We start from the raw sequence: 26996 nt of genomic DNA, 5'->3' as shown, positions 1-26996 counted from the left end.
TATATGATCAAGAAATGCTTGTTTCCAGCAGCCGGTTACGGCACTCGCTTCCTCCCAGCGACCAAAGCCATGCCTAAAGAAATGCTGCCGGTGGTAAACAAGCCACTGATCCAGTACGGCGTTGAAGAAGCACTGGACGCGGGCCTGACTGAGATTTCCATCGTCACTGGCCGTGGCAAGCGTGCTCTGGAAGACCACTTCGACATCAGTTACGAGCTGGAAAACCAGATCAAGGGCACCGACAAGGAAAAGTACCTGGTCGGCATCCGCAAGCTGTTGGACGAGTGCTCGTTCTCCTACACCCGTCAGACCGAAATGAAAGGTCTGGGCCACGCGATCCTGACTGGCCGCCCGCTGATCGGTGACGAACCGTTCGCCGTGGTCCTGGCGGACGACCTGTGCGTCAACATCGATGGCGACGGCGTGCTGACCCAGATGGTCAAGCTGTACAAGCAGTTCCGCTGCTCGATCGTCGCTATCCAGGAAGTCGATCCGCAGGAAACCAACAAGTACGGCGTAATCGCTGGCGAAATGATCCGCGATGACATCTACCGCGTACACAGCATGGTCGAGAAGCCTAAGCCGGAAGACGCGCCGTCGAACCTGGCGATCATCGGTCGCTACATCCTGACCCCGGACATCTTCGACCTGATCGAACAGACCGAGCCAGGCAAGGGCGGCGAAATCCAGATCACCGACGCCCTGATGAAGCAGGCCCAGAACGGCTGCGTGATGGCCTACAAGTTCAAGGGCAAGCGTTTCGACTGCGGTGGCGCTGAAGGCTACATCGACGCGACCAACTTCTGCTTCGAAAACTTCTACAAGACTGGCAAAGCTTACTGATAGCGTTTGCCTCGTCTGCAAAAGAAAGCCACCTCCGGGTGGCTTTTTCATTTTCCGCCCTTATATGGATGGCAGTGCTTGCCCAATGGATGACTGCGGGTATGCTGATGGCCTGCCGAGGAGATAGAAATGGCCTACGATTTTGACCTTTATGTGATTGGTGCCGGTTCCGGCGGTGTGCGAGCTGCGCGGTTTGCCGCCGGCTTCGGGGCGAAAGTGGCGGTGGCCGAGAGCCGTTACCTGGGTGGCACCTGTGTCAACGTCGGTTGCGTGCCGAAAAAGCTGCTGGTCTACGGCGCGCACTTTGCCGAGGACTTCGAGCAGGCGTCCGGTTTTGGCTGGAACCTGGGCGAGGCCAACTTCGACTGGGCCACGCTGATCGCCAACAAGGATCGCGAGATCAATCGCCTCAACGGCATTTATCGCAATCTGCTGGTCAACAGCGGCGTGACCCTGCACGAGGCGCACGCGAAAATCGTTGGGCCGCACGAGGTTGAGGTCAACGGCGAACGCTACACCGCCAAGAATATCCTGATCGCGACTGGCGGCTGGCCGCAGATCCCTGAAATCCCGGGGCACGAGCACGCGATCGGTTCGAACGAGGCGTTCTTCCTCAAAGAGCTGCCCAAGCGTGTGCTGGTGGTGGGTGGCGGTTATATCGCCGTCGAGTTTGCTGGGATTTTCCATGGTCTCGGCGCCAACACCACGCTGCTGTATCGCGGTGATCTGTTCCTGCGTGGTTTCGATGGGGCGGTGCGCAAGCACCTGCAAGAAGAATTGACCAAGCGCGGCCTCGATCTGCAATTCAATGCCGACATCGCACGCATCGACAAACAGGCCGACGGTAGCTTGAAAGCGACGCTCAAGGATGGTCGTGTACTCGAAGCTGATTGCGTGTTCTACGCCACCGGTCGGCGTCCGATGCTGGACAATCTGGGCCTGGAAAATACCGATGTTCAGCTCGATGATAAGGGCTTCATCAAAGTCGACGACGAGTATCAAACCACCGAGCCGTCGATTCTGGCGCTGGGCGACGTCATTGGTCGCGTGCAGCTGACACCGGTCGCGCTAGCCGAAGGCATGGCTGTGGCGCGGCGTCTGTTCAAGCCGGAGCAATACCGCCCGGTGGACTACAAGATGATCCCGACCGCCGTGTTCAGCCTGCCGAACATCGGCACAGTCGGTTTGAGCGAAGAAGAAGCGCGCGAATGTGGCCACGAAGTGGTGATCTTCGAAAGTCGCTTCCGGCCGATGAAGCTGACCCTGACTGACTGTCAGGAGAAAACCCTGATGAAGCTGGTAGTCGATGCCAAGACCGACAAGGTGCTTGGCTGCCACATGGTCGGCCCGGACGCTGGCGAGATTGTGCAAGGTCTGGCGATCGCCTTGAAAGCCGGCGCGACCAAGCGCGACTTCGACGACACCATCGGGGTGCACCCGACGGCTGCCGAAGAGTTCGTCACCATGCGCACGCCGGTCAGCGCTTAAGGGGCTTTCGCTTTGGCCGAATCTGGGGCTGCCGCAACGGCAGCCGCCAGACGCTGGCTGTCCTCAAGGCTCGCCTGTGCTTTGAGCAATTCCTTTTCCAGTGACTGATTGAGCTGCGTCTGCTCGTCTACGCTCTGCTTGAGTGCCTGGCTTTCCAGTGTCGCCACGCGCAAACGTTCCTGGAGGAGGGTGCGCTCGCTGTCCATGCGCGTCGCCTGCTCAAGCAATTGATCCTGACGCTGATTGCTCTGCTTGAGCTGATCCTGCAACAAGTTCAGCTCGCGCTGGGTGCCACGGTTTTCGGTAAGCAGGCGTTCGTTGTCGCGGTGCAGCTGAGTGATCTCATCCTGACGCACCAGCGCACTCTGCTGCGCTTGACGCAGTTCGGCCTGGATCTGCTGGATTTGCCCCTCATGGCGGGCTTGTTCCTGCTCGCGCTGTTCCTTGGTCGCGTTGCGGTAATGCTCCAGCGCATCGCGTGCGTGCAGGTGTTTTTCTTCCAGTGAGCGGATCTGCTCGTCCTTGTCCTGCAAGCGCAATTCAAAGTCGGCCAATGCCTGGTTGAGACCGGCGTTGCGCGTCTGTTCGGTCTGCAGCATCGAGCGGGTGTTGCTCAGCGCTTCGGATTCGCGTTGCAGGGCGGCGCCCTGAATGTCGTGGTCGTGTTCGAGTTTTTCCAGCGCCTGGCGAACCTGTTTCAGCTCGGCTTCCAGTGCTTCGCGTTGCTCCTCGAACTGTTCGCGGGCTTGCTCGATGGGCTCCTGAGCCTGTTCTTTCAGGCGCTGGGCGAGGCGAGAAACCAGAGCGGTCAGTTCGTCATCGATCGGCTCTGCTGATGCTTCTATTGGTTGGGCGCCGTCATCCAGTTCTTTCAGATAGCGATGGATCGTGGTTTTCGAGCCGGTGTTGCCCATTTCGATGCGTACTGCATCGATGCTTGGGTGTTCGCCGCGAGCCAGGATCGCTGTGCGCGCGATTTGCACCAGTGCTTTGGTAATGCCGCCACGGGCCATGTGAACTCCTACGGTTACGTACTGTGGTACATGCCACTAAAGTACGCAGTGTACCATGCTGAAAATATAGGTAAACATTTGAAATAAAACAGGCGGGATATACTGGTATTACCCAATGTCAGGCGGCAAAATGCGCCTCTGCATGTCTGAACCCGTACGCCAGCGAGAAAACTGCCCATGAGTGACATCGATCGATATCTGCAAGCCGCCACGCGGGACAACACCCGCCGCAGCTATCGCATGGCCATTGAGCACTTCGAGGTAACGTGGGGCGGATTTCTCCCGGCTACTGCCGACAGCGTTGCGCGCTATCTGGTGGAGCACGCTGGCGTGCTGTCGATCAACACTCTGAAGCTGCGTCTGTCGGCACTGGCGCAGTGGCACAACAGTCAGGGTTTTGCCGATCCGACAAAGGCGCCAGTGGTGCGCAAGGTGTTCAAGGGCATTCGTGCTCTGCATCCGGCACAGGAAAAACAGGCCGAGCCGTTGCAACTGCAGGATTTGCAACGCGTGATCGATTGGTTGGAGCAGGAAGCGCACACCGCGCGGCAAGAACAGGATCGCCCGACCTTGCTCAAGGCTTATCGGGACCGCGCGCTGATTTTGCTGGGCTTCTGGCGCGGCTTTCGCAGCGATGAGTTATGTCGTTTGCAGATCGAGCATGTGCAGGCGAGTGCTGGCAAGGGCATCACTTTGTATTTGCCGCGCAGCAAGGGCGACCGGGAAAACCTCGGGCAGACCTATCAGGCCCCGGCGCTGCTCAAGCTGTGTCCGGTGCAGGCTTACATCGACTGGATCACCGAGGCCGCGCTGGTACGCGGCGCGGTATTCCGCAGCATTGATCGTTGGGGCAATCTGAGCGAGGAGGGCTTGCACGCCAACAGCATCATTCCCTTGTTGCGCCAGGCGTTGCAGCGCGCCGGGATTGCCGCCGCGAACTACACCAGTCATTCGCTGCGGCGTGGCTTTGCCACTTGGGCGCATCAAAGCGGCTGGGATCTTAAATCGCTGATGAGTTACGTCGGCTGGAAAGACATGAAATCCGCCATGCGCTATGTTGAGGTCAGCCCATTCCAGGGAATGGCTCGGATTATGGATAAACCGGATCAACCGTAGAGATCGTTTTCTTCTATTAATACAGCCAGCTAATAGCGAAAACAAATCAGCAGTATCAGGTTTGCCAATGAGCCTTCCGTCGAGTGAGTGGGTAGGATTCACCCATCAACTTCATAACCCCTGACGGAGAGTCATCGATGCCTATCATCAACAGCCAAGTAAAACCGTTCAAAGCTACCGCGTTCAAAAACGGCGACTTCGTTCAAGTCTCGGATGCTGACTTGAAAGGCAAGTGGTCCGTTGTGTTCTTCTACCCAGCCGACTTCACCTTCGTGTGCCCAACCGAGCTGGAAGACCTGGCCGATAACTACGCTGAGTTCAAGAAGCTGGGCGTGGAAATCTACAGCGTTTCGACCGACACCCACTTTGCTCACGCTGCCTGGCACAACACTTCGCCAGCCATCGGCAAAATCGAATACACCATGATCGGCGACCCGACCCACGTCATCTCGCGCAACTTCGACGTGCTGATCGAAGAAGCTGGTCTGGCTGACCGTGGCACCTTCGTGATCAACCCTGAAGGCCAGATCAAAATCGTTGAACTGAACGATGGCGGCGTTGGCCGTGACGCTTCCGAGCTGCTGCGCAAAATCAAGGCTGCTCAGTACGTCGCTGCACACCCAGGCGAAGTTTGCCCGGCCAAGTGGAAAGAAGGCGAGGCCACTCTGGCTCCGTCGCTGGACCTGGTCGGCAAGATCTAAGTCTGTGACATGCAACGCAGGCGGCACGCCGCACCTTCTTAAGTTAGCTGCACCGCCCAATAAAAATGCCCGGGCGAGATTCGCTCGGGCTTTTTTCGCCTCAAATAAAGGAAATCGCCCGTATGTTGGACGCCAATCTTAAAGCCCAGTTGAAATCGTACCTGGAACGGGTCACCCAACCGATCGAGATCGTTGCATCCCTCGACGACGGTGCGAAATCCCGTGAAATGCTGGACCTGCTGAAAGACGTTGCCAGTCTTTCGAGCCAAATTACCCTGATCGACAGCGGTGACGATGCCCGCAAGCCATCGTTCTCGATCAATCGCCCTGGAGCCGACATCAGCCTGCGTTTCGCCGGCATTCCAATGGGCCACGAATTCACCTCGCTGGTGTTGGCGCTGCTGCAAGTCGGTGGCCACCCATCGAAAGCCAGTGCTGAAGTGATAGAGCAGATTCGCTCGCTCAAAGGCGAATTCACCTTCGAGACTTACTTCTCGCTGTCTTGCCAGAACTGCCCGGACGTCGTCCAGGCGCTGAACCTGATGGCCGTGCTCAACCCGAACATTCGCCACGTCGCCATCGACGGCGCGCTGTTCCAGGACGAAGTCAACGATCGCAAGATCATGGCCGTACCGAGCATCTACCTGAACGGTGAAAACTTCGGCCAGGGCCGCATGGGCCTGGAAGAAATTCTCGCCAAACTCGACACCGGCGCCATCGTGCGTCAGGCCGAGAAGATCAGCGCCAAGGATGCCTTTGATGTGCTGGTCGTTGGTGGTGGCCCGGCCGGTGCTTCGGCGGCTATTTATGCCGCACGTAAAGGCATCCGCACCGGTGTCGCGGCTGAACGCTTTGGCGGTCAGGTGCTCGATACCATGGCCATCGAGAACTTCATTTCCGTGCAGGAAACCGAAGGGCCGAAACTGGCCACGGCGCTGGAAGAACACGTCAAGCAGTACGACGTCGACATCATGAACCTGCAACGTGCCGACAAGCTGATCCCGGGCAAGAACGGCGAGCTGCACGAAGTCCACTTCGCCAGTGGCGCAACTTTGAAAGCCAAAAGCGTGATTCTTGCGACCGGCGCACGCTGGCGCGAAATGAACGTCCCGGGCGAGCAGGAGTACCGCAACAAGGGCGTGGCGTATTGCCCGCACTGCGATGGCCCGCTGTTCAAGGGCAAGCGCGTGGCGGTGATCGGCGGCGGTAACTCCGGCGTTGAAGCAGCCATCGATCTGGCCGGTATCGTGTCGCACGTAACGCTGCTGGAATTCGACGTACAACTGCGTGCCGACGCCGTGTTGCAGCGCAAGCTGCACAGCCTGCCGAACGTCACCGTGATCACCAGTGCGCAAACCACTGAAGTCACCGGCAATGGCGAGAAGGTCAACGGTCTGCGCTACAAGGACCGCACGACTGAGGAATTGCGCGCGGTTGAGCTGGAAGGCATCTTCGTACAGATCGGTCTGCTGCCGAACACCGATTGGCTGAAGGGCACCATCGAGCTGTCGCCGCGCGGCGAGATCATTGTCGACAACCGTGGCGAGACTTCGATTCCGGGGATCTTCGCAGCAGGTGACGTGACGACTGTGCCGTACAAGCAGATCGTGATCGCAGTGGGCGAGGGCGCCAAGGCTTCGCTGAGTGCGTTCGATCACTTGATCCGGACTTCGGCACCGGCGTAAGCCTCAGGCCTGAAATGAAAAAACCCATGAGCGATCATGGGTTTTTTTATGCCTGGCACAAATCCATGTGTAGGAGTGAGCCTGCTCGCGAAAGCGGATTGTCATTCAACGATACGTTGGCTGAACGGACGCCTTCGCGAGCAGGCTCGCTCCCACAATGGATTTATATCGTCAGTTACAGCGGCGCAGGCTGAATGATTTCGACCCAGTAGCCATCCGGATCCTTGATGAACGCCAGGCTCTTCATCCGGCCATCGGTCAGACGCTTCTGGAAATCACAGCCCAACTCTTCAAAGCGTGCACATGCAGCGACGATATCCGGCACAGAGATGCAGATGTGGCCGAAGCCGCGCGGGTCGGTGTTGCCGTTGTGATAGGCGAAGTCGGCATCGTTTTCGGTGCCGTGGTTGTGGGTCAGTTCGAGAATGCCGGGGATCGACTTCATCCACTCGGTACGCGCAGCGGCATCGGCCGGGATTTGCGCTTTATCGACCAGTGCGAGGAAGTACAGACTGAACTCGGCTTCCGGGAAATCACGCTTCTCGACCAGCGAGAAACCCAGCACACGGGTGTAGAAATCCAGCGACTTGGTGATGTCCTTCACGCGCAGCATGGTGTGGTTGAACACGAAGTTGCGGGTTGCGCTGTCTGGCGTGGCAGTCACGCCTGGAAAAGTGTTCAGTTCGTTGAGGCTCATGGGCCCTCCAATAACAATGGGCGAGTGAATGGGCGCAATGATACGCATGCCGGCCGGCATCGCCAAATGCAACGCGGGCTTGCCCTGCGCGAGGGCGGGGCTCAGACTTTGCCTTCTGTCTACGAGTGCGTCCGGCAATGATCCGACTGTTTAATTCCGTGTTTGTTTGTTTTGCCTTGTCGGCTGTGGCTTTCCCTGTCATGGCCGAACCCAGCATCATTTGGCCGGCGGGCTGGGAGATCGAGGCGTTGCCAGACACCGCGCCGCCAGTCTCGCGACAAAGAGCGGTGAAACACGATGCCGACGGTAATCAGGTAATGGTGATGGAGTTGACCACGACCCAAGTAGAGGCGGGGCATCAGGTCAATTTGCAAGGCGTGCTGCAGGAGATGCGCACATCCATCCAAAAGGATTTCTTTCGTAGCGGCTATCAGAGCGTCTGCAACCGAATTCATCCGGCGGCACTGGCTTCATTGACTGGCTTGGAGACAACCTGCACGGTGACCGAAAACGGTCGACACGTTTTATCCCAAACATTGGTAGTAGCCGTGGAAACAGACAAGGCTTATGTACTTTCTTACGCCGGCCAGGCCGACGTTTATAAGGCAAGCGCCGACGACATACAGGCGGCGCGCAACAGCTTGAAACTATAAACGTTCGTACTAACTAGCGATTGCTTGATTGCCGGAAAGGATTAAGCACAAAGTTGGATCCCTTGCTCGGCGCAACATGAAGCAGCAAAATGTTTAGGTGTGATGATTCAGCAACGTTACACAGATCTCGAACTTGTTTGATGAAAATCATTTCATTTGTTAGATATTGTCAATAAAAAAGCCCTGCATCGAGCAGGGCTTTTTTGTTGACGTCAGATTAACCGCGCAACCACGAATCAACGGTGGAGGCACCGTACTGTTCTTTCCAGGCTTTCAGACCGCGATGGTTGCCACCTTTGGTTTCGATCAGCTCGCCAGTGTGCGGATTCTGGTAAACCTTGACCACGCGAGCGCGACGGGTCTTCGGCGCTGCGGACTGCTGCAGACCGGACTTCGCCGGGTTTGGATCGAGGATGGCGATGATGTCTTTCAGGCCTTTGCCATAGGTTTTCATCAGTCCCTGGAGCTTTTCTTCGAATTCGATTTCTTTCTTGAGCCCGGCATCATTCTTCAGCGATTCCAGCTGTTTGAGCTGTTCCTGAAGGGCCTTTTCAGCTGCGCGAAATTCAGCGAGTCTGGACAATATCTTTACTCCAATAGTGTGTTTGGCTGATACCAACCGCAAACAAAGCTATAAGCCAGCCGCCTGGAAGCGACTCGGTGATAATTGGCTCACCTGCCAGTCTGGCTCAGGTTGAAAAAATTGTAGTAGTTAATGCGACAAGAGTAAATCCTGATGTTGTCGCCATGTAACAACAATGACTATTTGTATCAATTTGGTGCGGCTGTCCGACGGTCCGTGCTAGCTACTTAATGCTGAGATAATGTGTCGATGAAATCTGCGGCAGGCATCGGTTTACCGTACAAGTAGCCCTGCAGAAACTTAACGTTATGCTTGGTCAGATAATCCGCCTGAGCCTGCGTTTCGACACCTTCGGCAACAATACCCAAGTCCAGTTTCGCGGACAGCTCGATGATGGAATCAAGAATATGCCTCGATAACGCGTCTATTCCGATCATGGCCACGAAGCTCTGATCGATTTTCAGAAAGTCGACATTGAAGGTGCGCAGATAACCAAGGCTCGAGTGCCCCGTACCGAAGTCGTCGATCGCGATTTTTACACCCAATGCGTGCAACTGCTCGAAGAGCTGCAAAGTGATGTCGTTCGGCTCGATCAGCTCGCGCTCGGTCAGTTCCAGCACCAGCTCCACGCTGCCTGGCTCAAATGCTGCCAGAAGATCGCGACAGTCCTCAACCAGCTCCAGGTCCTGGCAATGGCTGGCAGTGATGTTGATGCCTATATGAAACGGTTTGTCGAAGGTTGCCGTTTGTGGGCCCAGCAGGACGGCCGTCTGTTGCATCAGAGAGCGGGTCATGGGCACGATCAACCCGGAGTGCTCGGCAAACGGAATGAAGAGATCCGGACGCACCAGCCCCTCTTTCGGATGATTCCAGCGCATCAGTACTTCGGCGCCGGACCATCGCTTGGTGTCGGCGTGAACCACCGGTTGGAAGTACGCAATGAACTCGCCGGCTTCCAGCGCGCGCAGCATTTCGTGGCTGGGCGAGGTTGAGCGTTTCTGCACGAAGTGGCCAATGGCACCGGAAACTGCGCCGAAGAAAATCAACAGGCTGAACAGGGGTGGATACTCAGCCGCCATGTAACGCCAGGTTTCACCCTCGTGGTAACCAGCCGAGACGCTGAAGCCATAACGCGCGGATTCCAGCACGCTATGCGCTACCGGCAATGCCGGCAGCGGCCCCTGGTGAACTTGGCCGTCGGCGGTCAGCCAGTTATCGCCCACTTGCAACATCAGTAATGTCTGGCGGCCGATCAGGCGCAGGATATTGCTCAGGTGATAACCATCAAGGGTGGTCAGTGCGCCACCAGGACCGTCGCTGAGACGATAGATAAGCAATGCCGTATCGGGTGTCACCGGATTGCCATTCATCAGCCATAGTTTGCCCTTGTGGTAGTCCCCGGCATTGACAGCTTCCTTGAACTGGCCGAACAGTGAGCTGCAATAGAGATTGTTCTCCCAGACCAGATTGGTCGAGCGCACGAAAGGGCGACGGGTCACCTGTTCGCGCAAAGCCAGTTTGACTTCTTCACAGTCTTTCCCCGCTAACGGCAACAGGATTCGCGCCGCCTCGGCGGTGTTGTCGAGCATCAGCTCGAACTGGCGTAAAGCTTGCTCGGCAGTTTGCGCAGCGCTTTGCTCCAGAGTGCGTTCCGCCTGCATATAGAGGATCGCACTGCCCAGTACGATTGGCAGCAGACCGCTGAGCAAGGTGACGACGATGCGGGTGCTGCGCTTGCGGCGGGATCTTGCAGTCAGCGGCATGGATACATCCTGTGGCGTCGGAATCGGGCCCTCGGTAAACAATCGAGCCAGAGGGATAATAGATGGCAGATGGCTCTTGTGCCGTACGCACAAAAAGGGATTTTATACAGAGGGCAGACAGGCATGGTTACGCTGTGTAGAATCGGGTTACGCATACAATAATAATCGTCTTCTGGCAGCAGAAGCCTCGCCCGCAAGAGCCTTGGGTCGACAATGAAGATATTCGGGTTTCAACTGATCTACGGAGACTTTCTCGCCCGCAGCGTGCGTGGCATCTCCTGCGCGCCTCCTTGCACATCACTTTCCTGACAAATAACCCTGGTTAATTGATAAGAAATGATGAGGCGTCACCATGGCAGATTTATACGAAAATCCAATGGGCCTGATGGGCTTTGAGTTCATCGAGTTCGCAGCGCCGACTCCCGGCACCCTGGAACCGATCTTCGAGATCATGGGCTTCACCAAGGTCGCGACCCACCGCTCCAAGAACGTGCACCTGTATCGTCAGGGCGCGATCAACCTGATCCTCAACAACGAACCCAACAGCGTCGCCTCGTACTTCGCTGCCGAACACGGTCCGTCCGTTTGCGGCATGGCGTTCCGCGTCAAGGATTCGCAGAAAGCCTATTCCCGCGCGCTCGAACTCGGCGCTCAGCCGATCCACATCGAAACCGGTCCGATGGAGCTGAATCTGCCGGCGATCAAAGGCATTGGCGGCGCGCCGCTGTACCTGATCGACCGTTTCGGCGAAGGCAGCTCGATTTACGATATCGACTTCGTATTTATCGAAGGCGTTGATCGCAACCCGGTCGGCGCCGGCCTGAAGATCATCGACCACCTGACCCACAACGTGTATCGCGGTCGCATGGCCTATTGGGCGAACTTCTACGAGAAGCTGTTCAACTTCCGTGAAATCCGTTACTTCGACATCAAGGGCGAATACACCGGCCTGACGTCCAAAGCCATGACCGCACCGGACGGCATGATCCGCATCCCGCTCAACGAAGAGTCGTCCAAGGGCGCCGGGCAGATCGAAGAGTTCCTGATGCAGTTCAACGGCGAAGGCATCCAGCACGTTGCGTTCCTCACCGATGACCTGATCAAAACTTGGGATCAGTTGAAGAAAATCGGTATGCGCTTCATGACCGCTCCACCGGACACCTACTACGAAATGCTCGAAGGTCGCCTGCCGAATCACGGCGAGCCGGTCGACCAGTTGCAGTCGCGGGGTATCCTGCTCGACGGCGCGTCGGAGCAGGGCGACAAGCGTCTGCTGCTGCAGATTTTCTCGGAAACCCTGATGGGCCCGGTGTTCTTCGAGTTCATCCAGCGCAAAGGCGACGATGGTTTCGGCGAAGGCAACTTCAAGGCGCTGTTCGAATCGATCGAGCGTGACCAGGTGCGTCGTGGTGTGCTGACCACCGAGTAATTCGCACCGGAAATAAAAAAATCCCGGCCTGCAGAGATGCAGGGCCGGGATTTTTTTGCTTCATACAAAACCTGTGGGAGCGAGCCTGCTCGCGAATGCGGTCTTTCATTCAACAGTCATGTTGACTGGTCTGACGACTTCGCGAGCAGGCTCGCTCCCACATTTGTCTTGTGTTGCATTCAAGAGTGGCGTTGCCGCGTCAAATGCTTGAAGCCCTCGAAAACCAGCACCCCCACCGCCAGCCAGATGGGGATGTAGGTCAGCCATTCTCCCGGCTTGATGCTTTCCCCAACAACAACGCCACCGCGAGCAACAACACCGGTTCCACATAACTCAACAAACCAAACAGACTGAACGGCAACAGGCGGCTGGCGATGATGTACACCACCAGTGCCGAGGCACTGATCAGGCCGAGCAGCGGAATCAGCCACATCAGCCCCGGATATTGATCGAACACCGCCAGCCCTTGTTCACCACCCTGCACAAGCCAGTAGGCGATGGGCAGCATCAGGGTCATGTCGACCCACAGGCCACCCAGGTTGTCGGTCTTCAGGTATTTGCGCAGCACGAAGTACAGCGGATAACCGACCACGACCACCAGTGTCGCCCAAGAAAAGCCGCCAACCTGATACAACTCGTTCACCACGCCGAGGCTGGCGAAAAACACTGCGATTTTCTGCAGATAAGACAGGCTCTCGCCGTAGGCAATCCGCCCGGTCAGCACCATCGCCAGTGGCAACAGGAAATAGCCCAGCGACACATCCAGGCTGTAGCCATTGAGCGGCGCCCACATAAATAGCCACAGCTGTACGCCGAGCAGGGCGGACGAAACCAGCAGCCCGGCGATCAGTTTTGGCCTGGCCGCCATCAATCGGAACAGCTCCAGCACCCGCCGCCATTCCCCGGACACCAGCATGAACAAGGTCATGCACGGCACGGTCAGGAGCATGCGCCAGCCGAAGATTTCCACGCCGCTCAGAGGCGTCAGCAGCGACGTGTAGTAATACATGACGGCAAACAGCACCGAGGCCGAAACCGATAAAGCGATACCTTTAGACAAACTGCCCTCGCGGCGTGAAGGTGAACGGGGCGCGCAGGATACGTGGTTTTTGTGCTGAATATTGAGCGCATGCTCATTATTCGAAACATCTCGCGCTCATTCGGTCGTGCGAACCTCGTCAAAAGATGCTGGCAGTTGCAGCATAGATGGCAAATGGACCGGCGTTAGCGGTCGCCGCCTGGATTGCTCTTGAATGGATTGCCAAAGTGCTCGAGGTACAGCTCACCGAATTTGTACGAGGCGTAATCGGACACGTGGCCGATGTCGCGGTACACCGGCACGCCATCGACGCTGGTCAGGCACGTACCGTCCTGGCATTGCACTTTTTTGGATCAAGGACGATCAATTGTGGATATTCAACCTGCAGCTCGCCGAAAAGTCTTGTCAGGAAGGGATCCTCAAGGCCTGACCATGTCACCGCAGCACATGAACGGCTTTGTTCAGCGCTGCCGAGCATCCCGCGTAACTTGACCTGTCTGAGCAGGCATTCGTTGATTCTGGCGGGCATGGGCAATGTACTCATCAGCACAATCGGCGTGGCACCCGAGTCGACGATGATGTCCAGTGCCTGGCGAACCGCTACTTCAAGTCGTTGCTGCGTCAGTTCCAGGCTGCGTGGGTCATCAGGCTTGGTGACAATCGTCGCGGTGAGGTACGCCTCCCAGAACTGGCCGATGATCACATACTGGAAATGGCTGTCCGCAATCAGGTCGTAATAGCGTTGGGCAGCCGTATGGCACTTTTCATAAAGCGCGTTCTTGGCCTTGTACCAGTCGTAGAGATAGATGCCGGGCAAGGTCAGACAGGCCGGATAACCTTGGGCAAGAACCGACAGGCCGGCATCCTTGGCCAGCGTCTCGACAAATCCCCAATAGTGATTCGAATAGGAATCTCCGATCAGCAAAGCCTGCGACTCGGCCAGCGGAGCGCCCAGGACGCAGTCAGGATCAACCTTTTCGCTGTTACCCAGGCAATCCTCACGATGGCTCGGTACGTACGCCTTTAAAGTGCTGAACATCGCGATCGAATCTTCACCAAAACGGTTCGGCCATCCGTCATGATTCCTGCCGGCGGAGTGAAGCAGCGACAGGCCGATGGCGGGCAGCAGCATCAACAGCAGTACGGTCTTTCCGAATCCGGCCCGAACCTTGCGAAACCTGTTTTCGATAAGCCAGAAGGAGAGGTAGCCCATCGCGAACGTGGCGGCGAAATAGCTGACTGTCACCGCTGGGCTCAGATCGACGCCCAGGTAGGCCAGCACCGCCAGAATCGGCCAATGCCACAGATACAGCGAGTAGGAAAGCGTGCCAATGAACACCAGCGGTTTGAATGCAAGGACATCCGAGGTGATGCTCACATTACCTATGCCGCGAACCAGCAGCAGCGCCGTGGCGACGCATACCGCGACCGCATGATAGTTGGGGAATCCGCTGAGGATATCGTCCTGGACCGCACAATAGGCGATCGTGACCAGTGCAACCGCGCAAATGAGCGAAGCGCTGGCACGACTCAGGCGAAACCTGTCCGCGCTGAACATGACGGCGCACGACCCCATCATCAATTCGAAGATGCGCGCGGTAAAAAGTAATAGTTCAGGTCGGGAGCGACCTGCGACAGGTACAGCGCCATCGCCGTGGCTGCAAGGGTCAAACCCAGCACTGCGCTGCTCAAAGCCCGTTTCGCCACATAGCGATGCAGCAGCCAGATACCCAACGGTAGCAGCAGGTACCACTGCCATTCGATCGCCAGCGACCAGGTGTGCAACAGCGGAAGACTGGCGGCATCGGGCGTGGCGTAACCAGAAGTCACCTTGGAAAAATACTGGTTGGAAATCAGTAATGAGGTGTACTTTTCGCTTTTCAGGAAGTCGACGTAGTCATCGGGCAGATAAAGCAGTGTGGTAACCAGCAAGGTCACAACCAACAGCGCAACAACGGCCGGTTGCAAGCGCCAGATGCGCCTGACGTAAAACCCCTTGAAGCTGAACGTGCCGTTCTCCAGCGACTTCATGATGATAGAGGTGGTGAGATAACCGGAGATCACGAAGAAGATATCCACGCCGATAAAACCGGACGGGAATAAAGTCAGCCCTGCGTGGAATATCAGCACGAGCAGCACAGCGACAGCCCGCAGGCCATCGATGTCGGCCCGGTATCGAAGACCTGCGCTGTGCGATTCACAGCTGGCGGCCCCCAAGGACCGCGAGGCGTCGAATGCCTCCTTGTTATCGAACGCGTTAAACATCGCGCGCAATGGCTTGCGCACAAAATCGATGGGCCGATTGAACATTGACTATCCTTGGCAGACTTATTCGAGCGAGCGACCATTAGGTGCGGCTGCGTAAGCACGGTTCCATAGAACGGCAAAGTATAGAGATTTTCTTACAACGGCTCTGATCGGCTTCGACTGGCCCACTCTTTCGCAGAGGGTAAAAAGCAGGACTGAATCGGTTTGCGTCCTGACACAAAATGGCTCACATCGTTGAACCCCGGTGTCGAGGCATGCCCCGGTGTCACCGGCGATCAATAAATGCCTTGTCTTCGGCTGTGATCTTCACCGCCTGCGCGAGCGAATAGGCGTGTCATTGCTGTTCAGTATGCGGGTCGGTGATCCGCAGCGAGTCTTCGACACTGGTCTGCTCGCCGAACATCATCGTGCAAAGTGAAACCGAATAAAAAAACGGCCCGTAAGGGCCGTTTTGGTCATGCACCCGAGCTCAAGCCCGCAACGCCCGCGTCATCCGCAACGCCAGCAGACTCCCGCCAACAATCACCGCCGCCAGCACGTACAACGCCGCATCGGTCGAGCCAGTGCTGTCCTTGACCCAGCCCACCAGATACGGGCTGAGGAACCCGGCCATCTGCCCCATCGAGTTGATCAACGCCAGCCCACCAGCCGCGGCGCCTGCGCTCAGCATCGCCGTGGGCACCGGCCAGAACATTGGCAGGCCAGTCAGTGCGCCCATGGTCGCGATGGTCAGACCGAGAATCGCAATCGCCGGATTCGCTGCGAAATTCACCGCGATCACCAGCCCGACAGCGCCCATCAGCATCGGCACCACCAAGTGCCAGCGGCGTTCCTTGCGCAAGTCCGCCGAGCGCCCGACCACCAGCATGAACACCGCCGCCAGCAGATACGGAATCGCACTCAGCCAGCCGATCACCAGGTTATCGCTGAAGCCGAGGTTTTTGATGATTGACGGCAGCCAGAAGTTGATCGCGTAAACGCCGCTTTGAATGCAGAAGTAGATCAGGCCGAACGCCCAGATCGCTGGGTTCTTGAACACCGCGAGCAGCGAGTCGGTGGAGGTTTTCGGTTTGTTGGCGAGGTCTTCGGTGTGGTCGGCTTCGAGCACCGAACGTTCGTGGGCGGTCAGCCATTTGGCATTGGCGAAGCTGTCGCTCAACAGGAAATACGCCAGCGCACCGAGGATCACGGTTGGAATGCCTTGCAGCAGAAACATCCATTGCCAGCCGGCCAGGCCACCTTGGCCAGCGGCGAAGTGGTTGAGGATCCAGCCGGAAAACGGGCTGCCAAGCAGACCGGAGACCGGGATTGCCGACATGAACAGCGCCATGATCCGGCCACGGCGGAAGGTCGGGAACCACTGCGACAGATACAGCACGACGCCCGGGAAGAAACCGGCCTCAGCGGCACCGGTGAAAAAGCGCAGGGTGTAGAACTCGGTCGGGGTGGTGACGAACAACAGGCAGGTCGACAGCGTGCCCCAGGTGATCATCATCAAGGCAATCCAGCGGCGTGGACCGAAACGGGTCAGCGCCAGATTGCTCGGCACACCGCACAGCACGTAGCCGATGAAGAAAATCCCGGCGCCGAGGCCGTACACGGTTTCGCTGAATTTCAGGGCATCGAGCATCTGCAGTTTGGCGAAGCCGACGTTGACCCGGTCGAGGTAGTTGAACAGGTAGCAGATGAAAATGAAGGGAATCAAACGCAGGGTGATGCGTTTGTAGACGGCGTTTTTACCGTCGTCGACGGTTTGGGTAGCTGCGGCGCTCTGCGACATAGCGGCTCTCTCTTTATTATGATTTTTTGCGATGCAAAGGGTAACGTTGATCGCCCTGAGAGTCTCGGCCACCTTTGGCCGGATTGTCTTTGTGCCTGAGCACAGGGTTTGCCGCCAGACCCTGTGCGGCTGAACAACCGCTAGTGCCTGAAATGAAGGATTGCCGCCGCTATGTTCGAACTCGATCACGATCTTGCCCAAGACATCGTCGACCGGGCCATGGCCATTTTGCCGTACAACGTCAACGTCATGGACAGTCAGGGCCTGATCCTCGGCAGCGGTGAACCGGAGCGCATCAACACCCGTCATGAGGGCGCGCAACTGGTGCTGGCCAACGGGCGCGTAGTGGAAATCGATGCGCAGACGGCGGTGCACCTCAAAGGCGTGCAGCCGGGTATCAATCTGCCGCTGCTGCTCGATCAGCGCTTGATCGGCGTACTCGGCATCACCGGCGAGCCGGAGCAACTGCGCACTTACGCCGAACTGGTGCGCATGACCGCGGAAATGCTCGTCGGCCAGCGCAATCAGCAGGCCGAGCAACAGTGGCGACGGCAGCGTTGCGATGATCTGCTGGCGTTGCTGTTGAGCGAGGCGGGGGATTCGCCGCGCCTGGTCGATGAGGCGCAACAGTTGGGGCTCAAGCCGCAACTGACGCGGGTGCCTTATCTGTTTGAACTGGCGCTTGAGCACGGCCCGGGGCAAACCGTCGAGGCACTGAGTGCGTGGCTGACCTCGCGTTACCCCGACAGTTGGTGCGTGAGTTCGGCGAAGTCTTCGCTGTTGTGGTGTCGCCCGGCGAGCCAGCAAGTGGAGCATGACCGCCTGCTGGAAAAACTCGATGGCCTCGGCTGGAAGATTCTGCGCATCGCCGTCGGCGGGCAGGCGGAGGGCTCGCCGGGTTGCGTCGCTGTTATCGGCGGGTCGGCGACTTGCTGGCGTATGGTCGTGACGTGTTGCCGAATTCGAGACTGCTGACGCTCAATCGTTATCGCTTGCCGGTCATGCTGTGGCGTCACCGCAACGATGATGCGCTGGACGAGTTGCTCAAACCGCTGCGCAAGGTCATCGCCAAGGACAGCAACGGCCAGTTGCTGGCGACCCTGCGCACTTGGTGCGAGCACGACGGGCAGAGCCAGGCCTGTGCCGAGGCGTTGGGCATTCATCGCAATAGTCTGCGTTATCGCATGGAGCGGATTGCCGAGTTGAGCGGGGTTGATCCGTTGAGGCTGGACGGGATGTTGGCGTTGTACCTGGGGGTGCAGCTGTTGCCGCAGACTGATCCGAATTGATCGGTGTATTTCGGGCCCTTCGCGAGCAGGCTCGCTCCCACAGTGGCATGGATTTCAAATGTGGGAGCGAGCCTGCTCGCGAAGAGGCCGGAACATCCAACGCAAGTCTTTTGTGGAAATGAACAATAAACGTCGACGCCACTTGTGCAGCCGACCGGCGTCAACGCTCACGGCCGCTGGCAGCATGAATGCCACTGCAACCGGAGAATTCCCATGAAGATCGTCATCGCCCCCGACTCGTTCAAGGACAGCCTGAGTGCCCAAGGCGTTGCCGAAGCCATCGCCCTCGGACTGGCGCAGGTCTGGCCGCAGGCGACGCTGATCAAATGCCCGATGGCCGACGGCGGCGAAGGCACGGTCGAGTCGATTCTTGCAGCCTGCGAAGGTGAGTTACGCCGCACCCGCGTGCGCGGTCCACTGGGCGCGCCGGTCGACGCTGCTTGGGGTTGGCTGCCGCACAACCACACCGCGATCATCGAAATGGCCGAGGCCAGCGGTCTGCAACTGGTCCCGCCGGGACAGCGCGATGCCTGCATCAGCAGCACGTTTGGTACGGGTGAGTTGATTCGTGCAGCGCTGGATGCCGGCGCGCAACGGGTGATCCTGGCGATCGGCGGCAGCGCGACCAATGATGGCGGTGCCGGAACGATGCAGGCATTGGGTGTGAAGTTGCTGGATGCGCAGAATCAGTCGCTGGTGCCCGGCGGCCTGGCCTTGGCGCAACTGGCGCGATTGGACCTGAGTGGACTTGATCCACGTCTGGCCGATGTGCGTTTCGACATCGCCGCCGACGTCAACAATCCGCTCTGCGGCCCTCATGGTGCTTCGGCCATTTTTGGCCCGCAGAAGGGCGCATCGCCCGCGCAGGTTGAGCAACTCGATCAGGCGCTGGGGCACTTTGCCAAACTCTGCGCGCAAGCATTGGGCAAAGACGTGCGCGATGAACCGGGCAGCGGCGCGGCGGGTGGTCTGGGGTTTGCCGCCAAGGCTTTTCTCGGCGCGCAGTTTCAGGCGGGCGTCGAGGTGGTGGCGGAACTGGTCGGGCTCGCTGAGGCGGTCAAAGATGCGGATCTGGTCATCACCGGAGAGGGCCGCTTCGATGCGCAGACCCTGCGTGGCAAAACACCGTTCGGGGTGGCGCGAATTGCCAAACGATACGCCGTGCCGGTGATCGTGATTGCCGGAACCTTGGGCGAGGGCTATCAGGAACTCTACCAACACGGCATCGACGCCGCGTTCGCCGTGACCAGTGGACCGATGACATTGGAACAGGCCTGCGCCGAAGCCCCGCGCCTGCTGCGTGAACGCGCTACAGATATTGCTCGGGTCTGGCAACTCGCCTCAGCCTGAAAAATATTTACCGCCGACCCGAAACCTTCCTCAAGCCTGGCCGATACAACGGTCAGGCGCACACAAAACCAAAATTCAGTGCCGCCGGACTGTCGCCCGCTATGGGCCAGTGCTCACGGCATGGACGCTCGTAGTTTCTTTCTTTCGAGAGTCCGACCATGTCCCTGCGTAACCTGAATATCGCGCCACGTGCTTTCCTCGGTTTTGCCTTTATCGCCTTACTGGTGATTGTCCTCGGCGTGTTCGCCGTCAGCCGCATGACGGTCATTCGTCAGGCGTCGATCGACATGGACACCAACCAATTGCCAAGCGTGACCCACCTCAGTGTGGTCACGGAAAACGTCCTGCGCATGCGCATCCTCTCGTTCCGTGTGCTGGTCAATCGCGAACCGGCCAGCCTGCAAGAGGCAGAAACCCGCATCGCGGTGCTGGTCGACAAGGTGCGCAAAGCGCAGGCCAGCTACGCTGCGTTGCCGGCAGGCCCTGAAGAGCGCGCGGTCTTCCAGACGTTTTCGACGACGCTCGATAATTACCTGCAAGCGCAGAATCAGATGATTGAGCTATCGCGCAAGGGCGATCTGGAAGCGATGCGCGCGTTGATCAACACGCGCATCAAGGAAGGCACCGATCAGATGGGCGAGCAGCTCAACAAGCTGATCGGCATGAATACGGCCGGGGCCAGAGCGGCGGCCACCAAGGCCGGTGAAAACTATGACAGCGCGATCACCGGGATCATCATCGTCGCCGTGATTGCGGCACTGGCCACCGTGTTGCTCGCCTGGTTGCTGACCCGCAGCATCGTCACGCCGCTCAACCGCGCCGTGCTCGCTGCGCAAACCATTGCCGACGGTGACCTCAGCAAAGCCATCGAAGTTGACGGCAAGGATGAACCGGCGCGCCTGCTCGAAGCCTTGGCCGCGATGCAGACCAACCTGCGCAAAACCATCGAGCAGATCGCCGGTTCCGCCACGCAACTGGGCGCCGCTGCCGAAGAACTCAGCGCCGTCACCGAAGAAGCGTCGCGCGGCCTGCAGCAGCAGAACAACGAAATCGAACAGGCCGCCACCGCCGTCAACGAGATGACCGCTGCGGTGGAAGAGGTGGCGCGCAACGCCGTGTCGACTTCCGAAGCGTCAAACCAGTCGACCCACGCCGCCCGCGAAGGTCGCGATCAGGTGGTGAAAACCGTCGACGCGATCCAGACCATGACTCACGACGTGCAGAACACCGCGCAGATGATTGAAGGCCTCGCCGCGCAAGGTCGTGACATTGGCAAGGTGCTGGACGTGATTCGGGCCATCGCCGAACAGACCAACCTCTTGGCGCTCAACGCTGCAATTGAAGCGGCGCGTGCCGGCGAGGCTGGCCGTGGTTTTGCCGTGGTGGCTGACGAAGTGCGCGCCTTGGCCCATCGCACCGCGCAGTCGACTCAGGAAATCGAAAAATGGTCGCCGGCATCCAGAACGGTACCGGAGAAGCGGTTTCGTCGATGCAGCAAAGCAATCAGCGCACCCAGTCCACATTGGAAATGGCCCGCGCGGCCGGCGTGGCGCTGGAGCAGATCACGCAATCGATTCACCAGATCAACGAGCGCAACCTGGTTATCGCCAGCGCTTCGGAAGAGCAGGCGCAAGTCTCCCGCGAAGTCGATCGCAACCTGGTCAACATTCGCGACCTCGCCACGCAATCGGCCGCCGGCGCCAACCAGACCAGCGCCGCGACCCACGAACTGTCGCGACTGGCAGTGGATTTGAACGCCATGGTGGCGCGTTTCGTGATTTGAGATACGGTGAAGGCTGGAAACCGCGCTAACAGGAGACGTACATGCGCTATTCAGCCTTGACCCAACGAATCGCCGGGGAGGGTGCCGCTGCCTGGCAGATTCACGACCGAGCGCTGGAACTGCGCGCCGAAGGCGTCGATGTTTTGTTGTTGAGCGTCGGCGATCCGGATTTCGATACGCCGTTGCCGATCGTCCACGGCGCGATCGATAGCCTGTTGGCCGGCGACACCCATTACGCCGATGTGCGTGGGCGGTTCGAGCTGCGCAGTCTGATTGCCGAGCGTCATCGCCAGCGCAGTGGTCAACGGGTTGATCCTGATCAGGTGATTGTCCTGCCCGGCGCGCAATGCGCGGTGTATTCGGTGGCGCAGTGTCTGCTCGATCCGGGCGATGAAGTGATCGTCGCCGAGCCGATGTACGTTACCTACGAAGGAGTGTTTGGCGCTTGCGGTGCCAAGGTAATTGCCGTGCCGGTGCGCCCGGAGAACGGTTTTCGTGTTGACCCCGCCGATGTCGCCTCGCGCATTACCCCGCGAACTCGCGCGATGCTGCTCAACAGCCCGAACAATCCCAGCGGCGCCAGTTTGTCGCTGCTGATCTGGCAGGAACTGGCAGCGCTGTGCATTCGCCATGACCTGTGGCTGATCAGCGATGAGGTGTACAGCGAGCTTTTATACGAAGGCGAGCACATCAGCCCGGCGAGCCTGCCGGGCATGGCCGAGCGCACCGCGACGATCAACAGTCTGTCGAAATCCCATGCGATGACCGGTTGGCGCATCGGCTGGATGATCGGCCCGAAACCCTTGGCCGAGCATCTGGTGAATCTGTCTCTGAGCATGCTCTTCGGTCTGCCGGATTTCGTACAGAAGGCCGCACAAGTGGCGCTGCAAAGCGATCTGCCGGAAGTCACGCAGATGCGCGAGGAGTATCGCTTGCGCCGCGATCTGGTCTGCGAACGTTTGTACGGTTGCCCTGGGTTGCAGCCGATTTGCCCGGATGGCGGCATGTTCGTGATGGTCGATGTGCGCCAGACTGGCCTTGGCGCTCAGGCGTTTGCCGAGCGCTTGCTGGAACGTTATGGCGTCTCTGTGCTGGCCGGCGAAGCGTTCGGGCCGAGCGCGGCGGGGCATATTCGCATCGGTCTGGTGGTGGATCGGGTCAAACTGGCGGATGCCTGCGCGCGGATTGCGTTGTGTGCGGTGCAGCTGTTGCAGGCGCGCAGTGCCTGATGGATTTGTGTTGCCTGAACCGGCGCCTTGCTGATCGTTCCCACGCTCCGCGTGGGAATGCCTCTAGGGACGCTCCGCGTTCCAGCTTTCGGAAGGGACGCGGAGCGTCCGGGCTGCATTCCCACGCTGAGCGTGGGAACGATCAGTTTAGAGGATTCACCAGATTCGCCGGCCGCTGTCCATTCAACGCCGCCAACAGATTCTCCACCGCACACCGCGCCATCGCTTCACGCGTCTCATGGGTCGCCGAGCCCATGTGCGGCGTGGCCACAACATTGCTCAACTGCAACAATGGCGAATCATGATTCAACGGCTCGCGCTCGAACACATCCAGCCCCGCCGCGCGAATGCGCTTGCTGCGCAACGCCTCGATCATCGCCACCTCATCGACCACTTTGCCCCGCGAGATATTGATGAAAATGCTTTCCGGCCGCATCAGCGCAAATTGTTCCGCGCCGATCAAACGTTCGGTCTGCGCCGTCAGAGGCAAAGTCAGGCAAATGAAATCGGCCTGCTGGAGCAACTCTTCGAGGCTGCGATATTGCGCAGCGAACCGCTCCTCGACCGCCGGCTTGCGCGACTGACTCTGGTAGATCACCGGCATGCCGAAACCGAAATGCCCGCGCTGGGCCAGGGCCTCGCCGATGCGGCCCATGCCGATGATGCCCAGCGTCTTGCCATGCACATCGGTGCCGAAATGCGCCGGGCCGATATTGCGGCTCCACTGCCCGCCACGGACCATGTTCGCCAGTTCGACCACCCGACGGGCAGCGGCGAGGATCAGGGCGAAACCGGTGTCGGCGGTGGTTTCGGTGAGCACGTCGGGGGTGTTGGTCAGCAGAATCTTGCGCCGATTCAGATACTCGATGTCGTAGTTGTCGACACCCACCGAGACGCTGGCAATCGCCTCCAGTTGCGGCGCCAGATCCAGCAACGCCGCATCCAGTTTCAGGCTGGCGCCGAGTAAACCGTGGGCTCGGGGCAGGGCATCGCGCAATTGCATGACGCCATCGGCGTCGAGGCTTTCGATCAGCGTTACGTCAAACTGCTCTTGCAGGCGCGCCATTAGCGCGGGCGAAAGTTTCTTGTACAGCACGACCTGTTTTTTCATGGCAAAAGTCCTTTCAGGAATGCGCCGGCACACGCGGTGTGGCGGCGGCTTTGGCGACGACGCGATCACTGGCGCCGGGCTTGAGGAAAATGGTCAACACCACCGACAGCAGCAGCGCGCCGCTCATCAACAGGTACGAGGCACCGGGCGAACCGGTGGAGCTGTTCAGATAGCCGACCAGATACGAGCCGCCAAACGAGCCGAGCGCGCCCATGCTGTTGATCAGCGCCATGGCGCCACCGGCGACGTTGGCCGGCAGAATTTCCGGAACGATGGCGAAGAACGGCCCATACGGCGCGTACATGCAGGCGCCGGCAATCACCAGCAGCGTGTACGACCACCAGAAATGTTCGGCGCCCAAGGCATACGAGCCATAAAACGCAATCGAAGCGATCAGCAGCGGCGGCCAGACGAAGCGTTTGCGCTTCTGCAATTTGTCCGAACCCCACGACACCGCAAGCATGCCGATGACCGCCGCCAGATACGGCAGTGCCGAGAGCCAGCCGGCCTCGATCATGTCCATTTGCGCGCCGGCCTTGAGGATCGACGGCAGCCACAACACGAAACCGTAGACGCCGATGCTCCAGCAGAAAAACTGCAGCGCGAGAATGATCACCTTTGGCGACCGGAACGCCTCGGCGTAGTTCTTCACAGCCTTGATCCCGACCTGTTCAGCGGCGAGGGCGCTTTCCAGATCGTGTTTTTCCTGCTCATTCAGCCACTTGGCCTGGGCCGGACGATCATCGGCCAGACGCCACCAGATAAACGCCCACAACACCGCCGGCAGACCTTCGATGATGAACATCCAGCGCCAGCTGAAATGCTGCACCAGATAGCCCGACACCACCGACATCCACAACATCGTCACCGGGTTGCCGAGGATCAGAAACGTGTTGGCCCGCGAGCGTTCGGCGCGGGTGAACCAGTGGCAGAGATAGACCAGCATTGCGGGCATCACCGCCGCTTCGACCACGCCGAGCATGAAGCGAATGACGATCAGCCAATAGGCGTTGGATACCACGCCAGTCAGCGTCGCCAAGCCGCCCCAGAGGATCAGGCTGACGAAAATCAGCTTTTTCACGCTGTGCTTTTGCGCGTAGATCGCGCCGGGTACCTGGAAGAAAAAGTAACCAAGAAAGAACAGCGCACCGAGCAGCGATGACAGGCCCGGCGTGATCATCAGGTCTTCAGCCATCCCCGATGCGGCAGCGAAACCGTAGTTGGCGCGGTCAAGATAGGCCAGGCTGTAAGTGATGAACACAATCGGCATGATGTACCACCAGCGGCGGGCGGCGAGGGTTGCAGTTTTCATCGGTGTGACTCCTGAGCTTGTTGTTTTTGTCGCAGCAGGTTTATTGATTTGCGGTGATCAGGCGGGCCTCTTCGCGAGCAGGCTCGCTCCCACAGGCGATTGCATGCCAAATGTGGGAGCGAGCCTGCTCGCGAAGGCGGATTCAAATTCAACCGATAATTCCTGGCGGGTTGGGAGGCCCTCCATATCCCCACGACTCTGCACCGCACGACTGCCAATCCAGTTCGCCCGCTGCACTGCCTCGGCAAAACTCTGGTGCTCGAGCAGGGCACTGATCATCCCCACCGCGAAGCCATCGCCCGCGCCCACGGTATCGACCACGTTGGTCACCGGCACGCCAGCGACAAAACCCTGATCCAGCTGCGTGCGGTAATAAGCGCCTTCTGGCCCGAGCTTGATCGCCACCGCTTCGGCGCCCTGATTCAGGTAAAACGCAGCGATGTCAGCCGGGTCATCGAAGCCGGTGAGCAAGCGGCCCTCGCTTAACCCCGGCAACACCCAATGGGCGAGGGCGGCGAGGCGGTTGATCTCGCGGATCATCTCGCTTTCGCTGGCCCACAGGCTTGGGCGCAGATTCGGGTCGAATGACACGCTGCGCCCGGCAGCGCGCATCCGGGTCATCAGTTCGAAGGACATTTCCCGAGTGGAAGCTGACAGCGCCGGCGGAATACCAGTGGCGTGGAGATGGCGGGCGCTCAGCAGGTTGTCGCTGATGGAATGCGGCGACAGATGACTGGCCGCCGAGCCACGGCGGAAATATTCGACCTGCGGGTCGCTGCCGTCGTCGTTGCGTGATTTGAACTGGAAGCCGGTCGGGTGCTGTTCGTCGACTTCGACGTGGCTGCAATCCAGGCCTTCCTTGATCAGCGTCTCAACCACAAAGCGCCCGAGCGAATCGTTACCGACCCGGCTCAGCCACGCGACGTTGAACCCCAAGCGCGACAAGCCGATCGCGACGTTGCTGTCGGCCCCGGCAATACGTTTGTGAAACCGCTCGACCTTGGCCAGATCGCCAGTCTGCTCAGCGACCAGCATTGCCATGGTTTCACCGAAAGAAAGAATATCGATCTCAGACATGAGCTGGCTCCAGGCGCGATTGACCAAGGCGGGCGAGGGCGGCGACGTGTTCGCGGGTCAGCTGCACCAGGTCATCGCCTTGCAGCGGGTATTCAGCGGCGCGCATAACGCCTTGGTCCATGTGCCGCAGCAGTTGTTCCCACAGATGCAGGTCGCTGATGGCCGGCGGTACCGCGACCAGTTTGCCGTCGGCGCGGCGCGCAACGGCTTTGCAATGCACGTAACCGACATGACGACCAAGCGCGCGGGCGGCGCTGGCAGCGGACTGGTCCTGCCAGTGCCAGTTGCCAATATCGAAAGTCATCTTGATCGGCAAGTTGTGCTGCTCGACGGCGGCGAAGAAACGCTGGAACGGCTCGATTCGCCCGCCGTGCAAGGTCTGGTCGTTCTCCACCAGCAGTTGCACCGGGCTCTGCTTGAGTCGCTCGGCCAGGGCCTGCAAATCAGAGTTGTCAGTGAAATAGCCGAGCGACACCTTCAGCCATTTCGAACCGAATGCCTGCGCCTGTTGCAGCGCGGTAATCAATTCGGGATTGGGTTGCGCTTGCCCTGCCAGCCACAGTTCGGTGGGCGACGAATAGATGCTTTGCAGGCCCTGGGCCTGAGTCGCTTGAGCCAGTTGCGCAGGGTTTTCGCGGGTCAGCAACTCTTCGCGCCACTCGATGCGATTGGCGCCGGCTGCCGCGAGTACCTCGATAAAAGAATCCTGGCCTCGCTGGCGCACAAGCTCTGCACCGTAGCTGGACAGACTGATGGAAACGGCTGGTTTATTCATTGTTATTGACCT

At 58.9% G+C, this 26996-nt stretch carries 20 protein-coding genes and 5 pseudogenes; 11 read left to right on the top strand and 14 right to left on the bottom strand.

Annotation, left to right across the window (positions count from 1 at the left end; translation table 11 throughout):
* Positions 1 to 3: 3 nt before the first annotated feature.
* The gene (gene galU / locus LJU32_19540) at positions 4 to 843 is read left to right on the top strand and encodes a UTP--glucose-1-phosphate uridylyltransferase GalU (protein WKV87797.1); all 840 of its coding nucleotides are present in this window, start codon (positions 4 to 6) and stop codon (positions 841 to 843) included.
* Positions 844 to 972: 129 nt separating this feature from the next.
* Positions 973 to 2331 (top strand): glutathione-disulfide reductase, encoded by a 1359-nt coding sequence (gene gorA / locus LJU32_19535; GenBank protein WKV87796.1) that lies wholly within the window; start codon positions 973 to 975, stop codon positions 2329 to 2331.
* Here gorA and LJU32_19530 read toward each other — a convergent pair.
* Positions 2328 to 3344: a DNA-binding protein gene (locus tag LJU32_19530; protein ID WKV87795.1), complete on the bottom strand. Its 1017-nt coding sequence runs from the start codon at positions 3342 to 3344 to the stop codon at positions 2328 to 2330. The two genes, gorA and LJU32_19530, sit on opposite strands and share 4 nt — an antisense overlap.
* A gap of 177 nt (positions 3345 to 3521) precedes the next feature.
* Here LJU32_19530 and LJU32_19525 point away from each other — a divergent pair, with 177 nt between their 5' ends.
* The 3 genes from LJU32_19525 to ahpF all read left to right on the top strand — a co-directional run bounded on the left by LJU32_19525 (position 3522) and on the right by ahpF (position 6846).
* Positions 3522 to 4460: a site-specific integrase gene (locus tag LJU32_19525; GenBank protein WKV87794.1), complete on the top strand. Its 939-nt coding sequence runs from the start codon at positions 3522 to 3524 to the stop codon at positions 4458 to 4460.
* Positions 4461 to 4597: 137 nt separating this feature from the next.
* Positions 4598 to 5161 carry a peroxiredoxin gene (gene ahpC, locus LJU32_19520; GenBank protein ID WKV87793.1) on the top strand — a complete coding sequence of 188 codons (564 nt, stop codon included), beginning with the start codon at positions 4598 to 4600 and terminating at the stop codon, positions 5159 to 5161.
* Between the two features lie 122 nt (positions 5162 to 5283).
* The gene (ahpF, locus tag LJU32_19515) at positions 5284 to 6846 is read left to right on the top strand and encodes an alkyl hydroperoxide reductase subunit F (GenBank protein WKV87792.1); all 1563 of its coding nucleotides are present in this window, start codon (positions 5284 to 5286) and stop codon (positions 6844 to 6846) included.
* Between the two features lie 175 nt (positions 6847 to 7021).
* On the opposite strand, the gene gloA is transcribed toward ahpF, so the two are convergent.
* A complete protein-coding gene (gene gloA, locus LJU32_19510) occupies positions 7022 to 7543 on the bottom strand; it encodes a lactoylglutathione lyase (GenBank protein WKV87791.1) in 522 nt (173 codons plus the stop codon).
* 137 nt (positions 7544 to 7680) lie between these two features.
* Between gloA and LJU32_19505 the strand changes: the two genes are divergently transcribed.
* On the top strand, positions 7681 to 8196 hold the full coding sequence (locus LJU32_19505; protein ID WKV87790.1) for a DUF4946 domain-containing protein: 516 nt from the start codon (positions 7681 to 7683) through the stop codon (positions 8194 to 8196).
* A gap of 217 nt (positions 8197 to 8413) precedes the next feature.
* Here the strand turns inward: LJU32_19505 and LJU32_19500 are convergent, their stop codons facing one another.
* Both LJU32_19500 and LJU32_19495 read right to left on the bottom strand, forming a co-directional pair.
* Positions 8414 to 8779 carry a DNA binding protein gene (locus LJU32_19500; protein ID WKV87789.1) on the bottom strand — a complete coding sequence of 122 codons (366 nt, stop codon included), beginning with the start codon at positions 8777 to 8779 and terminating at the stop codon, positions 8414 to 8416.
* 227 nt (positions 8780 to 9006) lie between these two features.
* Positions 9007 to 10542, bottom strand: a complete 1536-nt coding sequence (locus LJU32_19495; protein WKV87788.1) for an EAL domain-containing protein — start codon at positions 10540 to 10542, stop codon at positions 9007 to 9009.
* A 352-nt stretch (positions 10543 to 10894) separates the two neighbouring features.
* Between LJU32_19495 and hppD the strand changes: the two genes are divergently transcribed.
* Positions 10895 to 11971, top strand: coding sequence for a 4-hydroxyphenylpyruvate dioxygenase (hppD, locus tag LJU32_19490; protein ID WKV87787.1), 1077 nt, complete (start codon positions 10895 to 10897; stop codon positions 11969 to 11971).
* 179 nt (positions 11972 to 12150) lie between these two features.
* Here the strand turns inward: hppD and rarD are convergent.
* The 6 genes and pseudogenes from rarD to LJU32_19460 form a co-directional block, all read right to left on the bottom strand.
* A pseudogene (gene rarD, locus LJU32_19485) lies at positions 12151 to 13031 on the bottom strand (EamA family transporter RarD).
* Between the two features lie 164 nt (positions 13032 to 13195).
* Positions 13196 to 13354: a hypothetical protein gene (locus LJU32_19480; protein ID WKV87786.1), complete on the bottom strand. Its 159-nt coding sequence runs from the start codon at positions 13352 to 13354 to the stop codon at positions 13196 to 13198.
* Positions 13327 to 14049 carry a hypothetical protein gene (locus LJU32_19475; GenBank protein WKV91153.1) on the bottom strand — a complete coding sequence of 241 codons (723 nt, stop codon included), beginning with the start codon at positions 14047 to 14049 and terminating at the stop codon, positions 13327 to 13329. The genes LJU32_19480 and LJU32_19475 overlap by 28 nt, the downstream gene beginning before the upstream one ends.
* Before the next feature lie 162 nt (positions 14050 to 14211).
* A pseudogene (locus LJU32_19470) lies at positions 14212 to 15275 on the bottom strand (acyltransferase).
* 137 nt (positions 15276 to 15412) lie between these two features.
* Positions 15413 to 15633 (bottom strand): annotated as a pseudogene (locus tag LJU32_19465) (hypothetical protein).
* Positions 15634 to 15747: 114 nt separating this feature from the next.
* Positions 15748 to 17058, bottom strand: coding sequence for an MFS transporter (locus LJU32_19460; GenBank protein WKV87785.1), 1311 nt, complete (start codon positions 17056 to 17058; stop codon positions 15748 to 15750).
* Between the two features lie 171 nt (positions 17059 to 17229).
* Here LJU32_19460 and LJU32_19455 point away from each other — a divergent pair.
* From LJU32_19455 to LJU32_19440, 4 genes and pseudogenes are all read left to right on the top strand, one after another.
* Positions 17230 to 18347: pseudogene (locus LJU32_19455) on the top strand (helix-turn-helix domain-containing protein).
* A gap of 213 nt (positions 18348 to 18560) precedes the next feature.
* Positions 18561 to 19697 carry a glycerate kinase gene (locus LJU32_19450; protein WKV87784.1) on the top strand — a complete coding sequence of 379 codons (1137 nt, stop codon included), beginning with the start codon at positions 18561 to 18563 and terminating at the stop codon, positions 19695 to 19697.
* Positions 19698 to 19855: 158 nt separating this feature from the next.
* A pseudogene (locus LJU32_19445) lies at positions 19856 to 21480 on the top strand (methyl-accepting chemotaxis protein).
* 41 nt (positions 21481 to 21521) lie between these two features.
* On the top strand, positions 21522 to 22709 hold the full coding sequence (locus LJU32_19440) for an aminotransferase class I/II-fold pyridoxal phosphate-dependent enzyme (GenBank protein ID WKV87783.1): 1188 nt from the start codon (positions 21522 to 21524) through the stop codon (positions 22707 to 22709).
* 142 nt (positions 22710 to 22851) lie between these two features.
* Here the strand turns inward: LJU32_19440 and LJU32_19435 are convergent, their stop codons facing one another.
* The 4 genes from LJU32_19435 to LJU32_19420 are packed head-to-tail and all read right to left on the bottom strand — an operon-like array spanning position 22852 to position 26984.
* Positions 22852 to 23820 carry a D-glycerate dehydrogenase gene (locus LJU32_19435; GenBank protein WKV87782.1) on the bottom strand — a complete coding sequence of 323 codons (969 nt, stop codon included), beginning with the start codon at positions 23818 to 23820 and terminating at the stop codon, positions 22852 to 22854.
* A 13-nt stretch (positions 23821 to 23833) separates the two neighbouring features.
* Complete coding sequence (locus LJU32_19430; protein WKV87781.1) at positions 23834 to 25132, bottom strand: MFS transporter; 1299 nt, start codon at positions 25130 to 25132, stop codon at positions 23834 to 23836.
* 57 nt (positions 25133 to 25189) lie between these two features.
* Entirely contained in the window at positions 25190 to 26209 is a 1020-nt protein-coding gene (locus LJU32_19425) for a sugar kinase (protein ID WKV87780.1), read from the bottom strand.
* A complete protein-coding gene (locus LJU32_19420; GenBank protein WKV87779.1) occupies positions 26202 to 26984 on the bottom strand; it encodes a sugar phosphate isomerase/epimerase in 783 nt (260 codons plus the stop codon). The genes LJU32_19425 and LJU32_19420 overlap by 8 nt, the downstream gene beginning before the upstream one ends.
* Between the last annotated feature and the right edge of the window lie 12 nt (positions 26985 to 26996).

Origin of the sequence: Pseudomonas sp. B21_DOA, assembly GCA_030544685.1 — a bacterium.
Taxonomy (GTDB): domain Bacteria; phylum Pseudomonadota; class Gammaproteobacteria; order Pseudomonadales; family Pseudomonadaceae; genus Aquipseudomonas; species Aquipseudomonas fluorescens_AO.
This window is presented reverse-complemented; position numbering and strand designations above follow the sequence as displayed.

Excerpts from the sequence above, each read along its gene's own strand:
- galU (WKV87797.1), top strand. The coding sequence starts at position 4 with ATGATCAAGAAATGCTTGTTTCCAGCAGCCGGTTACGGCACTCGCTTC.
- gorA (WKV87796.1), top strand. The coding sequence starts at position 973 with ATGGCCTACGATTTTGACCTTTATGTGATTGGTGCCGGTTCCGGCGGT.
- LJU32_19530 (WKV87795.1), bottom strand. The coding sequence starts at position 3,344 with ATGGCCCGTGGCGGCATTACCAAAGCACTGGTGCAAATCGCGCGCACA.
- LJU32_19525 (WKV87794.1), top strand. The coding sequence starts at position 3,522 with ATGAGTGACATCGATCGATATCTGCAAGCCGCCACGCGGGACAACACC.
- ahpC (WKV87793.1), top strand. The coding sequence starts at position 4,598 with ATGCCTATCATCAACAGCCAAGTAAAACCGTTCAAAGCTACCGCGTTC.
- ahpF (WKV87792.1), top strand. The coding sequence starts at position 5,284 with ATGTTGGACGCCAATCTTAAAGCCCAGTTGAAATCGTACCTGGAACGG.
- gloA (WKV87791.1), bottom strand. The coding sequence starts at position 7,543 with ATGAGCCTCAACGAACTGAACACTTTTCCAGGCGTGACTGCCACGCCA.
- LJU32_19505 (WKV87790.1), top strand. The coding sequence starts at position 7,681 with ATGATCCGACTGTTTAATTCCGTGTTTGTTTGTTTTGCCTTGTCGGCT.
- LJU32_19495 (WKV87788.1), bottom strand. The coding sequence starts at position 10,542 with ATGCCGCTGACTGCAAGATCCCGCCGCAAGCGCAGCACCCGCATCGTC.
- hppD (WKV87787.1), top strand. The coding sequence starts at position 10,895 with ATGGCAGATTTATACGAAAATCCAATGGGCCTGATGGGCTTTGAGTTC.
- LJU32_19475 (WKV91153.1), bottom strand. The coding sequence starts at position 14,049 with ATGTTCAGCACTTTAAAGGCGTACGTACCGAGCCATCGTGAGGATTGC.
- LJU32_19460 (WKV87785.1), bottom strand. The coding sequence starts at position 17,058 with ATGTCGCAGAGCGCCGCAGCTACCCAAACCGTCGACGACGGTAAAAAC.
- LJU32_19450 (WKV87784.1), top strand. The coding sequence starts at position 18,561 with ATGAAGATCGTCATCGCCCCCGACTCGTTCAAGGACAGCCTGAGTGCC.
- LJU32_19440 (WKV87783.1), top strand. The coding sequence starts at position 21,522 with ATGCGCTATTCAGCCTTGACCCAACGAATCGCCGGGGAGGGTGCCGCT.
- LJU32_19435 (WKV87782.1), bottom strand. The coding sequence starts at position 23,820 with ATGAAAAAACAGGTCGTGCTGTACAAGAAACTTTCGCCCGCGCTAATG.
- LJU32_19430 (WKV87781.1), bottom strand. The coding sequence starts at position 25,132 with ATGAAAACTGCAACCCTCGCCGCCCGCCGCTGGTGGTACATCATGCCG.
- LJU32_19425 (WKV87780.1), bottom strand. The coding sequence starts at position 26,209 with ATGTCTGAGATCGATATTCTTTCTTTCGGTGAAACCATGGCAATGCTG.
- LJU32_19420 (WKV87779.1), bottom strand. The coding sequence starts at position 26,984 with ATGAATAAACCAGCCGTTTCCATCAGTCTGTCCAGCTACGGTGCAGAG.